The 17037-nt window shown below is 69.9% G+C and carries 19 protein-coding genes; 17 read left to right on the top strand and 2 right to left on the bottom strand.

What is annotated here, in order from left to right; all coding sequences use genetic code 11:
• Positions 1 to 99: 99 nt before the first annotated feature.
• Positions 100 to 663 carry a hypothetical protein gene (locus ABZ990_RS09365; RefSeq protein ID WP_361227754.1) on the top strand — a complete coding sequence of 188 codons (564 nt, stop codon included), beginning with the start codon at positions 100 to 102 and terminating at the stop codon, positions 661 to 663.
• Between the two features lie 173 nt (positions 664 to 836).
• Here ABZ990_RS09365 and ABZ990_RS09360 read toward each other — a convergent pair whose 3' ends face one another.
• Entirely contained in the window at positions 837 to 1148 is a 312-nt protein-coding gene (locus ABZ990_RS09360) for a ferredoxin (RefSeq protein WP_361227751.1), read from the bottom strand.
• Positions 1149 to 1390: 242 nt separating this feature from the next.
• Between ABZ990_RS09360 and arc the strand changes: the two genes are divergently transcribed.
• The 6 genes from arc (at position 1391) to prcA (ending at position 7192) form a co-directional block, all read left to right on the top strand.
• Positions 1391 to 3157: a proteasome ATPase gene (gene arc, locus ABZ990_RS09355; RefSeq protein WP_361227748.1), complete on the top strand. Its 1767-nt coding sequence runs from the start codon at positions 1391 to 1393 to the stop codon at positions 3155 to 3157.
• Between the two features lie 165 nt (positions 3158 to 3322).
• Complete coding sequence (gene dop, locus ABZ990_RS09350) at positions 3323 to 4843, top strand: depupylase/deamidase Dop (protein ID WP_361227745.1); 1521 nt, start codon at positions 3323 to 3325, stop codon at positions 4841 to 4843.
• Positions 4844 to 4976: 133 nt separating this feature from the next.
• Positions 4977 to 5189, top strand: a complete 213-nt coding sequence (locus ABZ990_RS09345) for a ubiquitin-like protein Pup (protein WP_030494396.1) — start codon at positions 4977 to 4979, stop codon at positions 5187 to 5189.
• An 18-nt stretch (positions 5190 to 5207) separates the two neighbouring features.
• Positions 5208 to 5564 carry an endonuclease VII domain-containing protein gene (locus tag ABZ990_RS09340; RefSeq protein WP_361227742.1) on the top strand — a complete coding sequence of 119 codons (357 nt, stop codon included), beginning with the start codon at positions 5208 to 5210 and terminating at the stop codon, positions 5562 to 5564.
• Positions 5546 to 6385 carry a proteasome subunit beta gene (prcB, locus tag ABZ990_RS09335; protein WP_361227739.1) on the top strand — a complete coding sequence of 280 codons (840 nt, stop codon included), beginning with the start codon at positions 5546 to 5548 and terminating at the stop codon, positions 6383 to 6385. The genes ABZ990_RS09340 and prcB overlap by 19 nt, the downstream gene beginning before the upstream one ends.
• A 54-nt stretch (positions 6386 to 6439) precedes the next feature.
• Complete coding sequence (gene prcA, locus ABZ990_RS09330; RefSeq protein ID WP_361227736.1) at positions 6440 to 7192, top strand: proteasome subunit alpha; 753 nt, start codon at positions 6440 to 6442, stop codon at positions 7190 to 7192.
• A gap of 105 nt (positions 7193 to 7297) precedes the next feature.
• Here prcA and ABZ990_RS09325 read toward each other — a convergent pair whose 3' ends face one another.
• The gene (locus ABZ990_RS09325; RefSeq protein ID WP_361227733.1) at positions 7298 to 8317 is read right to left on the bottom strand and encodes a LacI family DNA-binding transcriptional regulator; all 1020 of its coding nucleotides are present in this window, start codon (positions 8315 to 8317) and stop codon (positions 7298 to 7300) included.
• A gap of 133 nt (positions 8318 to 8450) precedes the next feature.
• On the opposite strand from ABZ990_RS09325, the gene ABZ990_RS09320 reads away from it, so the two are divergent.
• The 10 genes from ABZ990_RS09320 to tatC all read left to right on the top strand — a co-directional run bounded on the left by ABZ990_RS09320 (position 8451) and on the right by tatC (position 17007).
• On the top strand, positions 8451 to 9779 hold the full coding sequence (locus ABZ990_RS09320) for an MFS transporter (protein WP_361227730.1): 1329 nt from the start codon (positions 8451 to 8453) through the stop codon (positions 9777 to 9779).
• 9 nt (positions 9780 to 9788) lie between these two features.
• Positions 9789 to 11150 (top strand): Pup--protein ligase, encoded by a 1362-nt coding sequence (gene pafA, locus ABZ990_RS09315; RefSeq protein WP_361227727.1) that lies wholly within the window; start codon positions 9789 to 9791, stop codon positions 11148 to 11150.
• Between the two features lie 150 nt (positions 11151 to 11300).
• Positions 11301 to 12257, top strand: coding sequence for an FKBP-type peptidyl-prolyl cis-trans isomerase (locus ABZ990_RS09310; RefSeq protein ID WP_361227724.1), 957 nt, complete (start codon positions 11301 to 11303; stop codon positions 12255 to 12257).
• Between the two features lie 61 nt (positions 12258 to 12318).
• Positions 12319 to 12699 (top strand): FKBP-type peptidyl-prolyl cis-trans isomerase, encoded by a 381-nt coding sequence (locus tag ABZ990_RS09305; RefSeq protein ID WP_361227722.1) that lies wholly within the window; start codon positions 12319 to 12321, stop codon positions 12697 to 12699.
• A 128-nt stretch (positions 12700 to 12827) separates the two neighbouring features.
• Positions 12828 to 13808, top strand: coding sequence for a WYL domain-containing protein (locus tag ABZ990_RS09300; RefSeq protein ID WP_361227720.1), 981 nt, complete (start codon positions 12828 to 12830; stop codon positions 13806 to 13808).
• A 16-nt stretch (positions 13809 to 13824) separates the two neighbouring features.
• Complete coding sequence (locus ABZ990_RS09295; RefSeq protein WP_361227716.1) at positions 13825 to 14787, top strand: WYL domain-containing protein; 963 nt, start codon at positions 13825 to 13827, stop codon at positions 14785 to 14787.
• A 167-nt stretch (positions 14788 to 14954) separates the two neighbouring features.
• Positions 14955 to 15278 carry a hypothetical protein gene (locus tag ABZ990_RS09290; RefSeq protein WP_361227713.1) on the top strand — a complete coding sequence of 108 codons (324 nt, stop codon included), beginning with the start codon at positions 14955 to 14957 and terminating at the stop codon, positions 15276 to 15278.
• Between the two features lie 56 nt (positions 15279 to 15334).
• Entirely contained in the window at positions 15335 to 15535 is a 201-nt protein-coding gene (locus ABZ990_RS09285; RefSeq protein WP_361227710.1) for a hypothetical protein, read from the top strand.
• A 175-nt stretch (positions 15536 to 15710) separates the two neighbouring features.
• On the top strand, positions 15711 to 15995 hold the full coding sequence (gene tatA / locus ABZ990_RS09280; RefSeq protein WP_361227707.1) for a Sec-independent protein translocase subunit TatA: 285 nt from the start codon (positions 15711 to 15713) through the stop codon (positions 15993 to 15995).
• Positions 15996 to 16059: 64 nt separating this feature from the next.
• A complete protein-coding gene (gene tatC / locus ABZ990_RS09275; RefSeq protein ID WP_361227704.1) occupies positions 16060 to 17007 on the top strand; it encodes a twin-arginine translocase subunit TatC in 948 nt (315 codons plus the stop codon).
• The last annotated feature ends 30 nt before the right edge of the window (positions 17008 to 17037 follow it).

Genomic DNA, 17037 nt, shown 5'->3' with positions numbered 1-17037 from the left:
GTTCCACAGGCTCCCCGCCTCCCCGGCGCCCCACCGGCACCGACGGGCCCGGGAGCCGGGCGAACTCCTCCCGTACCACCCTCACAGGAGACTTCTCGCGTGCAGACCCCCGCCGTCACGGACCTGGCGCACACCCGCGCCCGGCCGGTGCACTGGCTGGCCACCGCCACCGCGATGGCCGGAGTCGTCGTCCTCGCCGGGCTGCTCCAGCCCGGCCCGGCCAAGGCCACCGGCGCCCCGCCGGCCCCCCGGCCCGCGCCCGACGCCGCCACGGCCCACTACCCCCTGGAATGCGGCGGACTCCCCACCAAGATCGTCAAGCGGGTCACCGGAGACCTTGACGGCGACGGCGACCCCGAGACGATCGCCGTCGTCCGCTGCGACGCCGGCTCCGGCACCCCGCCCAGCGGCATCTACGTCCTCACCCACGGCAAGGACGGTGCGTCATCCGCCGCCCGGGTCGTGGCCACGCTCCTCGAACCCTCCGAGAACCGCAGCGTCACCGACTTCGCGATCCGCGGCCGAGCCGTCCACGCGACCCTGCTCGGCTACTCCTCGCCCGACGTCCCCGGCTGCTGCCCCGACCTGACCGACCACGTCACCTGGCGCTGGCACGGCGGAGCCTTCCTGCGCACCTCGGGAACAGCGGACCGCGAGGCCTGAACCTCGTAAACGGAAGACCGCGAGTCCTGACCCGGCCCGCGTAAACGGAAGACCGCGAGTCCTGACCCGGCCCGCGGAAACAGAAGACCGCGGGGCCGTTCGGGCCTCGCGGAACAAAGAGGGCCGCGAGGCCCGACCGGCCCCGCGGCCCATGACCGGAGCCCCGGAATACGTCAGTCCGCGTCGGGACCGTACACCTCGACACCGTCGGCGGACCGCCGCACATGAATGCACTCGCCCGGGCATTCCTTCACGGAGTCCACCACGTCCTGGAGCAGCGGCAACGGCACCCGCGTCGTCGCTCCCGGCTCCTGGAGCAGCTCGTCGTCCGCGCTCTTCACATACGCGAGCCCGTCGATGTCGAGCTCGAAGACCTCGGGGGCGTACTGCGCGCAGATCCCGTCCCCGGTACACAGGTCCTGGTCGATCCAGACCTCCAGCGCCTCACCGGCGCCCGTCGCCTGGACCTCCTGCTGCACGCTCATCTCTCCTGCCGTTTCTTTCTCGCCTGGACAAGTCGGGCCAACCCTGACGGGTGTTGACCACCCATGACGATACCGCCGCGCGCTTTGGCGAGGCGCGGTGGTGGGTATCCCCCTGGCGTGAGGGGAAGCGCAAGGGTGAAGATCGGACACACCTCGGAGTCTTTGTGATCTAGGGGTTTCAATCATCACCCACCCAGGTAGGGTCAGGAAGCGTCCAGCTCCCCTTGGAGGAGGTGAGGACCGTGGCAGCCCACGACGACGACATCAACCGCGGCATCCGGCCGGGCCGGGGCTCTGACGACCCCGCCGGTCAGATCGCCTATCTCGAGCAGGAAATCGCCGTCCTGCGCCGCAAGCTCGCCGACTCTCCGCGTCACACGAGGATTCTCGAGGAGCGGATCGTCGAGCTGCAGACGAACCTGGCCGGCGTGTCCGCGCAGAACGAGCGGCTCGCCAGTACGCTCCGTGAGGCCCGCGACCAGATCGTGGCCCTCAAGGAGGAGGTCGACCGGCTCGCGCAGCCGCCGGCCGGCTTCGGTGTCTTCCTGCAGGCCAACGAGGACGGCACGTGCGACATCTTCACCGGGGGCCGCAAGCTCCGGGTGAACGTCAGCCCCAGCGTCGAGCTCGACCAGCTCAAGCGGGGCCAGGAACTCATGCTCAACGAGGCGCTCAACGTGGTCGAGGCCATGGCCTTCGAGCGCGCCGGCGACATCGTCACCCTCAAGGAGATCCTCGAGGACGGCGAACGCGCCCTGGTCATCGGACACACCGACGAAGAGCGGGTGGTCCGGCTCGCCGAACCCCTGCTGGACATCACCATCCGCCCGGGCGACGCACTCCTCCTGGAACCCAGGTCCGGATACGTCTACGAGGTGGTCCCCAAGAGCGAGGTCGAAGAACTCGTCCTCGAAGAGGTCCCCGACGTCGACTACGACAAGATCGGCGGCCTGGGCAACCAGATCGAACTGATCCGGGACGCCGTCGAGCTCCCGTACCTCTACCCGGACCTCTTCAAGGAACACGAACTGCGGCCCCCGAAGGGCATCCTGCTCTACGGACCGCCCGGCTGCGGCAAGACGCTCATCGCCAAGGCCGTCGCCAACTCCCTTGCCAAGAAGGTCGCCGAGGTCACCGGCCAGCCCGCCGGGAAGTCCTACTTCCTCAACATCAAGGGCCCCGAACTTCTCAACAAGTACGTCGGCGAGACCGAGCGGCACATCCGGCTCGTCTTCCAGCGGGCCCGTGAGAAGGCGAGCGAGGGCACCCCCGTCATCGTCTTCTTCGACGAGATGGAATCCCTCTTCCGCACCCGCGGATCCGGTGTCAGCTCGGACGTGGAGAACACCATCGTCCCCCAGCTGCTCGCCGAGATCGACGGTGTGGAGGGCCTGGAGAACGTCATCGTCATCGGCGCCTCCAACCGCGAGGACATGATCGACCCGGCGATCCTCCGGCCCGGCCGGCTCGACGTCAAGATCAAGATCGAGCGCCCGGACGCGGAAGCCGCCAAGGACATCTTCGCCAAGTACCTCACGGCCTCCCTCCCGCTCCACGCGGACGACCTCGCCGAACACGGCGGATCGCGGGAAGCCGCCGCCCACGGAATGATCCAGTCCGTGGTCGAGCAGATGTACGCCGAATCCGAGGAGAACCGCTTCCTCGAGGTCACCTACGCCAACGGTGACAAGGAAGTCCTCTACTTCAAGGACTTCAACTCCGGCGCGATGATCCAGAACATCGTCGACCGGGCCAAGAAGATGGCCATCAAGGCCTTCCTCGACCACGACCAGAAGGGCATCCGCGTCTCCCACCTCCTCCAGGCATGCGTGGACGAGTTCAAGGAGAACGAGGACCTGCCCAACACCACCAACCCCGACGACTGGGCCCGGATCTCCGGCAAGAAGGGCGAGCGGATCGTCTTCATCCGCACCCTCGTCACCGGAAAGCAGGGCGCGGACACCGGCCGCTCCATCGACACGGTGGCCAACACCGGTCAGTACCTGTAGCGACGCGCACCGGCTGCGGATGTCCGGAAACGGGCATCCGCAGCCGTCGCTTTCCACTCACCGATTCGTTTTGATCTCCCCGTACACGCACGACCGCTCTAGGCTCGTGGGTGTACCGCCGCGACACGCACGGTGCGGGGAGCGGCGCCGGGCAAGGAGGGTCGCATGACCGTACGGCGAGTAATGGGCATCGAGACGGAGTACGGGATCTCCGTCCCCGGGCACCCCAACGCCAATGCCATGCTCACCTCGTCCCAGATCGTCAACGCCTACGCGGCGGCGATGCACCGGGCGCGGCGCGCCCGCTGGGACTTCGAGGAAGAGAACCCGCTGCGGGACGCCCGCGGCTTCGACCTCGCCCGCGAGGCCGCCGACTCCAGCCAGCTCACCGACGAGGACATCGGCCTCGCCAACGTCATCCTGACCAACGGCGCCCGGCTCTACGTGGACCACGCCCACCCCGAGTACAGCGCCCCCGAGGTCACCAACCCCCGCGACGCCGTCCTGTGGGACAAGGCCGGCGAGCGGATCATGGCCGAGGCCGCCGAACGGGCCGCCCAGCTCCCCGGCGCCCAGCCCATCCACCTCTACAAGAACAACACCGACAACAAGGGCGCGTCCTACGGCACGCACGAGAACTACCTGATGAAACGGGAGACCCCGTTCTCGGACATCGTGCGCCACCTGACGCCCTTCTTCGTCTCCCGCCAGGTCGTCACCGGCGCCGGCCGGGTCGGCATCGGCCAGGAAGGCCGCGAGCACGGCTTCCAGCTCAGCCAGCGCGCCGACTACTTCGAGGTCGAGGTCGGCCTGGAGACCACTCTCAAGCGCCCCATCATCAACACCCGCGACGAGCCGCACGCCGACGCCGAGAAGTACCGGCGCCTGCACGTGATCATCGGGGACGCCAACCTCTCCGAGATCTCGACCTATCTCAAGCTCGGCACCACCTCGCTCGTCCTGTCGATGATCGAGGACGCCTTCATCACCGTCGACCTCGCCGTCGACCAGCCGGTGCGCACCCTTCACCAGGTCTCCCACGACCCGAGCCTCCAGTACCTCGTCACCCTGCGCAGCGGCCGGACACTCACCGCGGTGCAGCTCCAGATGGAGTACTTCGAGCTGGCCAGGAAGTACGTCGACGAGCGCTACGGAACCGACGCCGACGAGCAGACCAAGGACGTCCTCAGCCGCTGGGAGGACACCCTCAACCGGCTGGAGAACGACCCGATGAGCCTGGCCGGCGAACTGGACTGGGTCGCCAAGCGGGAGCTGATGGAGGGCTACCGGCGCCGCGACAGCCTGGACTGGGACGCGGCCCGGCTGCACCTCGTCGACCTCCAGTACGCGGACGTACGGCCCGAGAAGGGCCTGTACAACCGTCTGGTGGCCCGCGGCCGGATGAAGCGCCTGCTGGACGAGCCGACGGTGGAGCGGGCCGAGACGAACCCCCCGGAGGACACCCGGGCCTACTTCCGCGGCCGCTGCCTGGAGCAGTACGCGGACGACGTGGCCGCCGCCTCCTGGGACTCGGTGATCTTCGACCTCCCGGGGCGCGACTCCCTCCAACGGGTGCCGACCCTGGAACCCCTCCGGGGTACGCGTGACCATGTGAAGGAACTTCTGGACCGGTGCAGGACCGCCGAGGAACTGGTGCGGGTCCTTTCCGGCAACGGCGGAGCCTGAAATGGCCGGGCACTGGGAAACATGACATCAGTGCCCGGACGTTGCAGAAACTGCGGGGCCGATGTCAGTCCCGGCTTGTAGGGTCGGATCTCGTAGACCCAACCGAGCGGGCCGATTCGAGCGGGGTGAGGAAATGGCGACCAAGGACACCGGCGGCGGACAGCAGAAGGCGACGCGTTCCACCGAGGAGGTCGAGGAGACCACCACGGAGGCGAGTTCCGACCTCAAGGAACGCCAGGAAAAACTGAGCGACGACGTGGACTCCGTCCTCGACGAGATCGACGATGTACTCGAAGAGAACGCCGAGGACTTCGTGCGGTCATTTGTTCAAAAGGGCGGCCAGTAGCCTTCGGATCGAAGGCGAATGTCGGAGGTCGTGCTCGAAATTCGAGGTCCGAAGCGATGCGCGCGGCAAAGCGAGAAGAAGCCGCGCGCATCCTTCGCCCTCAAGCGGTCAAATCTTGACCGGAGCACCTCAAGCGTGCCCATGGCATCACCCGAGGCGGAGCGGGGCGGGACGATCGCCTCTCCGGGCGGTCTCCCGCTCATCCGCCGAAAGGTACCGGCCGTACATGTGGATCACCGCCACGAGACGGGTAGGGTCCGTGGCGTACTGTGCTTCAACTGTCATTCGGCCATCGGAAAGTTGGGAGACGATCCCGACGTCCTTCGTCGCGCCATCGCATACCTGGAGGGCAACGCGTGGAAGCAAACAACCTGAGCACCGGACGTCTACCCGCTGCCTTCCTGACACCGGGCTCGTCCTCCTTCATGGACTTCCTCGCCGATCACTCGCCCCAGCTGCTCCCGGGCAACCGGCAGCTGCCCGAGGGGATCGTCCAGGCGCCGCACGGCACCACCATCGTCGCCGTGACGTTCCCCGGGGGCGTGGTGCTCGCCGGTGACCGGCGGGCGACGATGGGGAACATGATCGCGCAGCGGGACATCGAGAAGGTGTTCCCCGCCGACGAGTACTCCGCGGTCGGCATCGCCGGCACCGCCGGCCTCGCCGTGGAGATGGTCAAACTGTTCCAGCTGGAGCTGGAGCACTTCGAGAAGGTCGAGGGCACCACGCTCTCCCTGGAGGGCAAGGCCAACCGCCTGTCCACCATGATCCGCGGCAACCTCGGCATGGCGATGCAGGGCCTCGCCGTCGTCCCGCTCTTCGCGGGCTGGGACGAGGGCCGGGAGAAGGGCCGGATCTTCTCCTACGACGTCACCGGCGGCCGCTCCGAGGAGCACGGGTACGCCGCCACCGGCTCGGGCTCGATCTTCGCGCGCGGGTCGATGAAGAAGCTCTACCGGGAGGACCTGACCGAGGAGCAGGCCACCACGCTGGTCGTTCAGGCGCTGTACGACGCGGCGGACGACGACTCGGCGACGGGCGGTCCGGATCTGGCACGCCGGATCTTCCCGATCGTCACCGTCATCACCGAGGAGGGCTTCCGCAGGCTCACGGAGGAGGAGTCCTCCGCACTGGCCCGGTCCGTCACCGAGCGGCGTCTGGAGCAGCCCGACGGGCCGCGCGCCGCCCTGCTCTGACCGCTCGTCGACCTCATAGAAGCCTTTCGGACCGGAAGAAAGGGACGGTAGCCGGTGTCCACGCCGTTCTATGTCTCACCCCAGCAGGCCATGGCGGACCGGGCGGAGTACGCCCGCAAGGGCATCGCCCGGGGCCGCAGTCTCGTCGTCCTCCAGTACGCCGACGGCATCGTGTTCGTCGGCGAGAACCCGTCCCGCGCGCTGCACAAGTTCAGCGAGATCTACGACCGCATCGGCTTCGCCGCGGCCGGCAAGTACAACGAGTACGAGAACCTGCGGATCGGCGGTGTGCGCTACGCGGATCTGCGCGGCTACACCTACGACCGTGACGACGTCACGGCGCGGGGTCTGGCCAACGTCTACGCGCAGACGCTGGGCACGATCTTCTCCAGTGCGGGCGAGAAGCCGTACGAGGTGGAGCTGGTCGTCGCCGAGGTCGGCGCGGAGCCGGAGGGCGACCAGATCTACCGGCTGCCGCACGACGGATCGATCGTCGACGAGCACGGTTCGGTGGCGGTCGGCGGCAACGCGGAGCAGATCAGCTCCTTCCTCGACCAGCGGCACCGTGACGGCATGTCGCTGGCGGAGGCGCTGAAGCTGGCGGTGCAGGCGCTGTCGCGGGACACCAACGGCGGCGAGCGGGAGATCCCCGCGGAGCGGCTGGAGGTGGCGGTGCTGGACCGGACGCGGCCGCAGCAGCGGAAGTTCAAGCGGATCGTGGGGCGTCAGCTGAAGCGTCTGCTGGACGCGGACGACGCGGCGGTGACGCGGACCGACGATCCGTCGGACGAGGCCGCCGAGGAGTAGTCGGTACGGGAGTGGCGGGGCCCCGGAGTCGTAGGGATACGGCTCCGGGGCCCTTTGTCGTACCCGGGGCTTCCTTGCGTACCCGGGTCCTTCGTCGTGTCCGGGTCAGGCGCCCGGCGCCGGGCCGGAGGAGGCGCGGGGGACCAGGGTGACGGGGAGGTCGCCCGGCTCGGGGGCGCGGCCGTCGAGGACGGCGAGGAGGGCGGCCATGCCGCGTTCGCCGATGTGCTCGGCCGGGAGGCCGACGGTGGTGAGTTCGGGTTCGAGGGCGGTGGCGAGGGCGAGGTCGTCGAAGCCGGTGACGGAGAGGTCCTCGGGGACGCGCAGTCCGAGGCGGCGGGCGGCCTTGCAGGCGCCGGCCGCCAGGATGTCGTCGTCGCAGACGACGGCCGTGGGGCGGGGGCCGGGGCGGGTCAGGGCGTGTTCGGCGACGGCGCGGGCGCCCTGGACGTCGAGGGGGGCGCGGACGGTGGTGACGTCGGTGCCGCGGAGGGCTTCGGCGAGGGCGGCGGCGCGGACGTCGAAGGTCCAGGAGGGGACGGCCGAGGCGAGGTGGAGGAAGCGCCGGTGGCCGAGTCCGAGGAGGTGGCCGGTGACCTGGCGCATGCCGTCGGCGATGTCGAGGTTGACGTGGGCGGCGGCGCCGGGGCCCGTGGGATCGCTGTCCAGCATGACGAGGGGCAGGTCGGTGCCGGCGAAGGCCTTGAGGGCCTCGGTGGCCATGGAGGAGGCGATGACGCCGTCGAGGGCGGCGCGGGCGGAGGCGAAGGGATCCCGGGCCGGGCCGATGCCGGCGGGGGAGGGGTAGAGGACGACGCCGAAGCCGTGGCGGGCGGCGACAGTGGCGGCGCCCGTGTAGACGCGGGCGAAGAACTCGTTGGTGAGGGCGGGGACGACGAGGAGGGCGGTGCGGGTGCGGCCGAGGCGGAGGTTGCGGGCGGCGAGATTGGGACGGTAGCCGAGGTCCGCGGCGGCCTCGCGGACGGTGCCGGCGGTGCGCTCGGAGACCCGGCCGCGCCACTTGTCGCCGAGGACGAGGGAGACGGTGGCCTGGGAGACACCGGCGGCGCGGGCGACGTCACGGCTGGTGGGGCGGTGGCCGCCGGGAGTCTCGGGGCTGTGCACGGGTACCTCCGCGGCGCTGTGTGCTGATGCGTCGTCACGCGCGGGGGTGGACCGGCGTGGTGCGGTCATGGTACGTATGACCTCTTGACGTTATACGTAAAACCTCGGGTCGAAGCCCCGGGAGGGAGACGACATGCCCACCGAGGCCCCGGCCGGCGGCTACTTGGAGATCCTGCGCGCGCCCCATGCCACGCGCCTGCTCACCGGCACCCTGGTGGGCCGGCTCCCGAGCGGTACGGGGCCGGTGGCCCTCACGGTGTTCACCCGCGCCGAGGGCGGCAGCTACAGCCTCGCGGGCGGGCTGATCGCCGTGTACGGCCTGGCCACCGCCGTCGGGCAGCCGCTCCTGGGCCGGGCCGTCGACGTCAAGGGCCAGCCCCGGGTCCAGCTGCCCGCCGCGATCCTGTCCGCGCTCGGCATGGCCGTGCTGGCCATGGCGGGCATCGGCAATCTGTTCCTCGCGTACGCCGCCGTCCTGGTCGCCGGTCTGTTCACCCCGCCGCTCGAAGGCGGGCTGCGGGCGCTGTGGCCGAGCGTGCTGGGCCGGGCGGACCAGGTGCACCGGGCCTACGCCCTGGACGCCGTCGCCCAGGAGGTCATGTTCACCGCCGGGCCGCTGCTGCTGACCCTGCTGGTGGCGTTCTGGTCGCCGGCCGCCGCGCTGCTCGTCATCAACGTGCTCGGTGTGCTCGGTGCCCTGTCGGTGGTGGTCTCGCCGCCGTCGCGGGCCTGGCGCTCGGAGCCCCGCGAGGCGCACTGGCTCGGGGCGCTGCGGTCGCGCGGTCTGCTGGCGCTGCTCGGCTCGTTCTTCTTCGTGGGGCTGGCGCTCGGTTCCATCACGGTGGCCGCCGTGGCCTACGCCGACGATCTGGGCAACGACGCGGTCTACGGCTGGCTGATGGCGGCGCTCGGGCTCGGCGCGCTGATCGGCGGCGTGGTGTACGGGGCGCGGCAGTGGGCGGGTGCTCCGGAGCGGCGCCTCCGGGTGCTGGTGCTGCTGCTCGCGGTGGGCTACCTGCCGCTGGTGCTGGTGCCCGGACCCGTCCCGATGACGGCCCTGGTGGCTCTTGCGGGGGTGTTCCTGGCGCCCTCCATCGCCTGCGCGTTCATCGTGGTCGACCGGCACGCGCCCGCCGGCACGGTCACCGAGGCGTTCTCGTGGCTGGTCACCACCTTCACGGTCGGCTCGGCGCTCGGTTCGGCGGTCGCCGGGCCCGTGGTGGAGCTGGCGGGGACTCCCGCCGGTTTCGCGGTGGCCGGCGTCGGCGGGTTCGTGGCCTTCCTGGTGCTGCTGGCCACCGGCCGGGTGCTCGGGGAAGCCGCCCCGGTGCGACACGCCGTCGGCGGGGGCACCGGAAGCGGTCCGGTATCCGGTGCGCATGGCGGAAAAGACACCCGGACTTCGGGAATCGATCGAAACGGGGCCGTCGAACCCGGTTTCAGCACAGGCCGTCAGGCGTAATGTTCAGACATGGACCGCCGCATTTTCGGGCTGGAGAACGAGTACGGCGTCACGTGCACGTTCAGGGGACAGCGCCGACTGTCTCCTGACGAAGTGGCGCGGTACCTCTTCCGCCGTGTCGTGTCATGGGGCCGCAGCAGCAATGTCTTCCTGCGGAACGGCGCCCGCCTGTACCTGGACGTGGGTTCGCATCCGGAATACGCAACTCCCGAATGCGACAACGTGGTCGAACTGGTCACCCACGACAAGGCCGGCGAGCGCATTCTGGAAGGACTTCTCGTCGACGCGGAACGCCGCCTGCACGAGGAAGGAATCGCGGGCGACGTCTATCTCTTCAAGAACAACACCGACTCCGCCGGAAACTCCTACGGCTGCCACGAGAACTATCTGGTGGCCCGGCACGGGGAGTTCTCCCGGCTCGCGGACATCCTCATTCCGTTCCTGGTCACCCGCCAGTTGATCTGTGGTGCGGGAAAGGTGCTGCAGACCCCGCGCGGCGCGGTCTTCTGCGTCTCGCAGCGCGCCGAGCACATCTGGGAGGGCGTCAGCTCGGCGACCACCCGTTCACGTCCCATCATCAACACCCGCGACGAGCCGCACGCGGACGCCGAGCGCTACCGCCGGCTCCATGTCATCGTCGGCGACTCCAACATGTCCGAGACGACCATGCTGCTCAAGGTCGGTGCCACCGATCTCGTGCTGCGCATGATCGAGGCGGGCACGGTGATGCGCGATCTGACCCTGGAGAACCCCATCCGGGCCATCCGCGAGGTCAGCCACGACATCACCGGCCAGCGCAAGGTGCGGCTCGCCAGCGGGCGGGAGGCGTCGGCGCTGGAGGTGCAGCGCGAGTACTTCGAGAAGGCCTCCGACTTCGTCGACCGCCGGGGCATCCGCAGCGGTACGGTCGCCCAGGTCCTGGACCTGTGGGGCCGCACGCTCGACGCGGTCGAGCAGGAGCGGCTGGACCGGGTCGAGACCGAGATCGACTGGGTCATGAAGTACAAGCTCATCGAGCGGTACCGGGCCAAGCACAACATGACGATGTCGCACCCGCGGGTCGCCCAGATAGACCTCGCGTACCACGACATCCACCGTCGCCGCGGCCTGTACTACCTGCTCCAGAAGAACGGTCAGGCGGCTCGGATCTGCGACGACGTGAAGATCTTCGAGGCGAAGTCGGTGCCGCCGCAGACGACCCGGGCCCGGCTCCGGGGCGACTTCATCCGGCGCGCGCAGGAGCAGCGCCGGGACTTCACCGTCGACTGGGTCCACCTCAAGCTCAACGACCAGGCGCAGCGCACCGTGTTGTGCAAGGACCCGTTCCGCTCGGTCGACGACCGGGTGGAGAAACTGATCGCCGGGATGTAGACCGGGTCCGGCACCGGCCCCCTGGGACCGGTGTGACGATTGGCTCGGACGGACCGTCGGCCCCGCACGTTTCCGTGCGGGGCCGACTGCTTCACAGCGTGGTCCCCTAGAGTGGGGCGACTACCGTGCCGTCTGAGATCTGAGGAACTAGTGCGCCGACTTGCCGGCCTGCTCGTCGTCCCGCTGCTGCTGCTCACCACAGCGGCCTGCGGCAGCGAGGACAAGGGCTCCGATTCCGCTTCCGCTTCCGGTTCGACTTCGATGAAGGACGGGCTTCCCGCCATCACGGCTGGGGAGAAGTTCGGGGAGAAGCCGACTCTCTCCAAGGGTGTGGGCGACCCGCCCAAGTCGCTCAAGGTCAATGTGATCAGCGAGGGCAAGGGTCCGGTCACCAAGAAGGGTGACGCTCTCCAGGTGAACTACCTGGGCCAGACGTGGGACTCGACCAAGCCGTTCGACAACAGCTTCGACCGGAAGCAGCCCTTCGAGCTGACGCTGGGCGCCGGCCAGGTCATCAAGGGCTGGGACCAGGGCCTCGAAGGCCAGAAGGTCGGCAGCCGCATCGTGATCGGCATCCCGCCGGAGCTGGGCTATGGCGCGCAGGAGCAGAGCAGCATCAAGGCGAACTCCACCCTGGTGTTCGTGGTCGACATCCTGAAGGCCGTCTCCATCCCGAAGTCCGCCGAGGGCACCGAGGTCGCCCAGGACGACAAGGACCTGCCGAAGGTCGGCACCAACACCGACGGCAAGGCGCCCTCGCTGACGGTCCCGAAGGTGGACGCGCCGACCAAGCTGGTCTCCAACTACGTCCTGGAGTCCAAGGGCGAGGTCGTCAAGGCCACCGACACCGTCGTGGTGAACTACGTGGCCGCCCTGTGGAAGGACGGCAAGGTCTTCGACTCGACGTACACCGCGGGCAAGCCCGCCAACTTCCCGCTGGGCCAGCTGACCCTGAAGGGGCTCAAGGACGGTCTCGTCGGCAAGAAGGTCGGCAGCCGTGTGCTGATCGTCGCGCCGCCGTCGGAGGCATTCGGGGCCGAGGAGAAGCAGGGCATCCCGAAGAACTCGACCCTCGTCTTCGCGGTGGACATCCTGACGAAGATGTAAGACTGTCCCGGTCGCGCGGGCCATCGTCCGCGCGGTTCGTCCGTATGAGGAGCACACTGCAGTGAACATCGAGAAGCCCGAGGTCGACTTCCCGGGCGGCGAAGCGCCGGCCGACCTGGAGATCAAGGACATCTGGAAGGGCGACGGCGAGGTCGCCGAGGCCGGCGACCTGGTCGACGTCCACTACGTGGGTGTGTCCTTCGACTCCGGCGAGGAGTTCGACGCCTCCTGGAACCGCGGCAGCGCGCTGCAGTTCCAGCTGGGTGTCGGCATGGTCATCCAGGGCTGGGACAAGGGTGTCCAGGGCATGCAGGTCGGCGGCCGTCGCCAGCTGATCATCCCGGCGCACCTCGCCTACGGCGAGCGCGGCGCGGGCGGCAAGATCGGCCCGAACGAGACGCTGATCTTCGTGTGCGACCTGGTGGCCGTCCGCAAGGGCTGATCACCTCGCGAGACCGGCCGAGGGCCCCCGCCTGCACAGGCGGGGGCCCTCGGCTTTTGATTGGACACCCCGGGGCGGTACGGTCGGACCTCCGAAGAATCGAACCGGTGAAGAGGGTGCGGGCGTCGATGGCGATTGCCAAGGCCGAGCGGCTGATGAACCTGGCGCTGTGTCTGCTCGGTGCCCGCCGGCCGCTCAGCAAGCGCGAGCTCCGCGGCTCCATCGAGGCATATGTCGAAGCGTTCCGTCCGGGACCCGGAGGCGCGTCCGGAGAGGACGCCTTCAACCGGATGTTCGAGCGCGACAAGGACGATCTGCGCGAGCTGGGTCTGGTCATCGAGACCGTGGAGAACCTGGACGGCGAGACCGGCTACCTGGCCCGCCGCGACTCCAACCGGCTGCCTCCGATCACCCTCGACGCCGAGGAGGCCGCCGCACTCGGTCTCGCCGCCAAGGTGTGGCAGCAGGCCCGGCTGGCCGGCGCGGCGAGCGGCGCCCTGCAGAAACTGCGCGCCGCCGGGATGCCGGAGGCGGAGGACGCGTACGACGACCGGCCGAGCGCCCTGGAACCCCGTATCCCGGTCCACGAGGCGGCCTTCGAGCCGCTGATGCTGGCCTGCCGCGACCGCCGTCCGGTCGTCTTCGACTACCGCAAGGGCAACGCGGCCCGCTCCGAGACCCGGCAGGTCGAGCCGTGGACCCTGGAGTGCTGGCGAGGCCACTGGTATCTGGCGGGCTGGGACCGCGACCGGGGCGCCGAGCGGGTGTTCCGGCTGTCCCGGATCACCGGCAGGGTCCGTTCCCGGGCCGGCGCCTTCACCGCGCCCGTGCCCGACGTCGTCACCGTGCGCGCGGCCGTCGAGAGCTGGGCGGGCGAGACCGCGACCCGTACCGCGCGGATCCGGCTGCGGGCCGGCTCCGCCTATCCGCTGCGGTCCAAGGCCACGGCCGTGACCGAGGGCGCGGACGGCTGGGACGAGCTGGAGATCCCCTACGGGCACGGCCTGGACGCCTGGCTCGTGGAGTTCGGCCCCGACGTGGTCGTACTGGAACCGGCCGACCTGCGGGCCGATGTGATGGAGCGGCTGCGCGCCGTGGCCAAGGGCTGAGGGAAGAGGAACGACCGTGGCCGTCAACGCCATCGACCAGACGAGGCGGATGCTCTCCCTCGTCACGTATCTGCGCGAGCGTCCCGGCGCGCACGTCGCCGACGTCGCCCGGGCCTTCGGGATCACCGAGGACGAGCTGATCTCGGACCTGGACGTGCTGCCGATGTGCGGCACCAGCTTCCGGGGCGGCGATCTGCTGGACATCGACACCGACGGCGACCGGATCTGGTGGCGCAACCCGAACGCCCTGGGCGCGGAGGCCGCCGAGCCGCTGCGGCTGGCCGCCGACGAGGCGACCGCGCTGCTGGTCGCGGCCCGCGCCGTGGCGACCCTGCCCGGTCTGCGGGAGGGCGACCGCGACGCGCTGCTGCGGGCCACCGCGAAGCTGGAGGCGGCGGCCGGCGAGGCGGCCGGGGCCAGCTCCCGGCTCTCGGTGACCTTCGAGTCGGAGGGCGGGGTGTTCGCCGAGGTCGACCGGGCGATCTCGGAGCGGCGGCGGCTGTGGCTGCGCTACTACTCGCCCGCGCGGGACGAGCTCACCGAGCGCGAGGTGGACCCGATCCGGCTGTTCGCCGTCGGGCACACGTACATGGAGGCGTGGTGCCGGCTCTCCGAGGCGCGCCGGACGTTCCGGCTCGACCGGGTCGCCGAGATCCGGCTCCTGGACGAGACCGCCGCGCCGCCGGAGATAGAGCTGCGGGATCTGTCGGCGGGGCTCGTGCAGCCGTCCGCCGAGGACCCCGAGGTCGTGGTCGAGGTGGGTCCCGGTGGCCGCTGGGTCGCCGAGTACTACCCGCACGACGCGGCCGAGGAGCTGCCCGACGGAGGGCTGCGGATCACCCTGCGGACCCCCGCGCCCGCCTCGCTGCGACGGCTCGCACTGCGGCTCGGCAGCGACGGGCGGATCGTGTCCCCGCCGGAGCTGGCCGACAGCGCGCGTGAGGCGGCGGCCGCGGCGCTTGCCGCGTACGAGAGCTGAGCCGAACTGAGCTGAGCTGAGCGATGGGCCGGCCGGAGTGGGGCCGGACCGTGCGCCGGGCGGGTGCCCGGCGGATCGGAAGGCGGCGTTCCGGATCGGCGGAGCGCCGTTCCCCGTGAGGGGTGTCGTCCGGGCGCCTGCCCCGAGCGCAGGGAGAGTCAAGGGAAATGTCCGTGATATCCGGCCTGGCGGCCCCGGTCGCGCCGATCGCCCCAGCCATTCCAGCCACTCCGGGTGCTCCTGTCACTCCGGTCGCCGCGGTCCTCTTCAAGGCCGCCTGCCCCGCCTGCCGCTCCCGCTTCGAGCTCTCCGCGAGCGCCCTGCGGCTCGCGATCGGCGCGAGCCGCCGTACCACCTTCTACTCCTTCACCTGCCCCGAGTGCGGCAGCGCGGTCCGCAAACCGGCCGGGGAACGGATCGTGGAACTCCTCACCGGCGGCGGCGTCAGCACGCTCCGTCTGCACACCGCGGGCCGGCCCGCGGTCCGCTGATCCGAGGGCGAAGACCCGTCCCGGGCGGTGCGGAGGATGTGCCCTAGGCTCGGCATATGCTCTTCTGGCCCATGCTCGCCGTTGCTCTCGGCTTCCTCGGCATCGCCGTTCTCGGCGTCCTCGGTATCAAGGTCTTCGTGGAGGCCCGGCGGCTCGGCCGTCAAGTGGCCCGCACCACAGAGCGCATCCACCAGGCATCCGAGGAGCTGGAGCGCGCCGCCACCCGGCTGGCGCGAACGGGGGAGAACCTGCGCTGACTTCGGGGTTGCCGCGCGCCACGCGCGCGTGAGCGGCGCAATCGCGAGTATGCACGGTCATTGCCGCCCGTTTACCCCTGCGGGTTACGATCGCATGCAGCGCGGTGGCCGGACGCCCGTCCGGCCGGCCGGGCTCGCACTTTCAATGTCGCCTCGGTGAAGAAGGTAAACAGCTATGGGTAGGCTCGGCCCCACCGAGATCATTCTGATCCTTGTCGTGGTCATCTTGCTCTTCGGCGCCAAGAAGCTCCCCGACATGGCCCGTTCGCTGGGCAAGTCGGCTCGCATCCTCAAGAGCGAGGCCAAGGCGATGAAGTCCGACGACCAGCAGAGCGCGCCCGCCGACCCGCCCCACGCCGCCCCCGCCGACCAGGCCGCGCCCCGGACCATCCAGGCCGCGCCCGGCGATGTGACCAGCGCGCGTCCCGTGTCCGAGCCCACCGACACCACCAAGCGCTGAGCTGACCCGGCCCGCCGCAGCCGCCGTGCCACGCGGCGGCTGCCGCACGAGATGAGGACGTGGGTTGCTCAAGTCCGCCCGCAAGCAGGAGAGGGACCCCGAGGGCCGCATGCCCCTCGTGGAACACCTGCGTGAGCTTCGCAACCGCCTGGCGAAGGGCCTCCTGGCCATCGCGGCGGTCACCACCGTTGCCCTCGTGTACAGCGAGGAGCTGATGCAGTTCCTGACCAGGTCGGTGCCCAAGTGCGCCCCCGGGGTCACCAGCGACGGCGGCAACTGCGCGATCGTGTCCTTCAACACGCTGATGGCGCCGTTCAGCACGACGATCCAGGTCTCCCTCACGACGGGTCTCGTGGTGGCGAGCCCCGTCTGGCTGTACCAGCTCTGGGCCTTCATCGCGCCCGGTCTGCACAAGCACGAGAAGAAGTACACGTACGCCTTCGTCACCGCCGCGGTGCCGCTCTTCGCGGCCGGCGCGTTCCTCGCGTACCTCATCCTCCCCATCAGCGTGCAGGTGCTCATCAGCCTCACGCCCGCGGGCTCAGCCAACATCCTGTCGCTCGGTGACGTCCTCGACTTCACCCTGCGCATGGTGCTCGTCTTCGGCCTCGCCTTCGAGCTGCCGCTCGTACTGGTGATGCTGAACCTGACCGGCATCCTCAGCGGCCGCCGGATGGCCCGCTGGTGGCGCGGTGTGATCATGGGCGTGTTCATCTTCGGTGCCGTGATCACCCCGACCACCGACCCGCTCGGCATGCTCGCCCTGGCCGTCCCGATCACCCTGCTCTACCTGGCGGCGGTCGGCATCGCCCTCCTCAACGACAAGCGGCGCGGACGCAAGAACCCCGACGCCGGTCTCGACGACGACGAGGCATCCCGGCTGGACCTCACCCCCGAGGCGATCGGCGAGGTCGAAACCGTGGGCGCGACGCGGAAGCTGCCCGAGCAGACCACCGGAGAGCAGGACGGCACGAGGTCGCACCGGCTGAACGGTTACGACGACATCACCTGATCTTGTAGGGTCCCCCCTCAGATCCGATCC

The sequence above is a fragment of the Streptomyces sp. NPDC046203 genome, from assembly GCF_040646255.1.
Lineage (GTDB): Bacteria > Actinomycetota > Actinomycetes > Streptomycetales > Streptomycetaceae > Streptomyces.
This window is presented reverse-complemented; position numbering and strand designations above follow the sequence as displayed.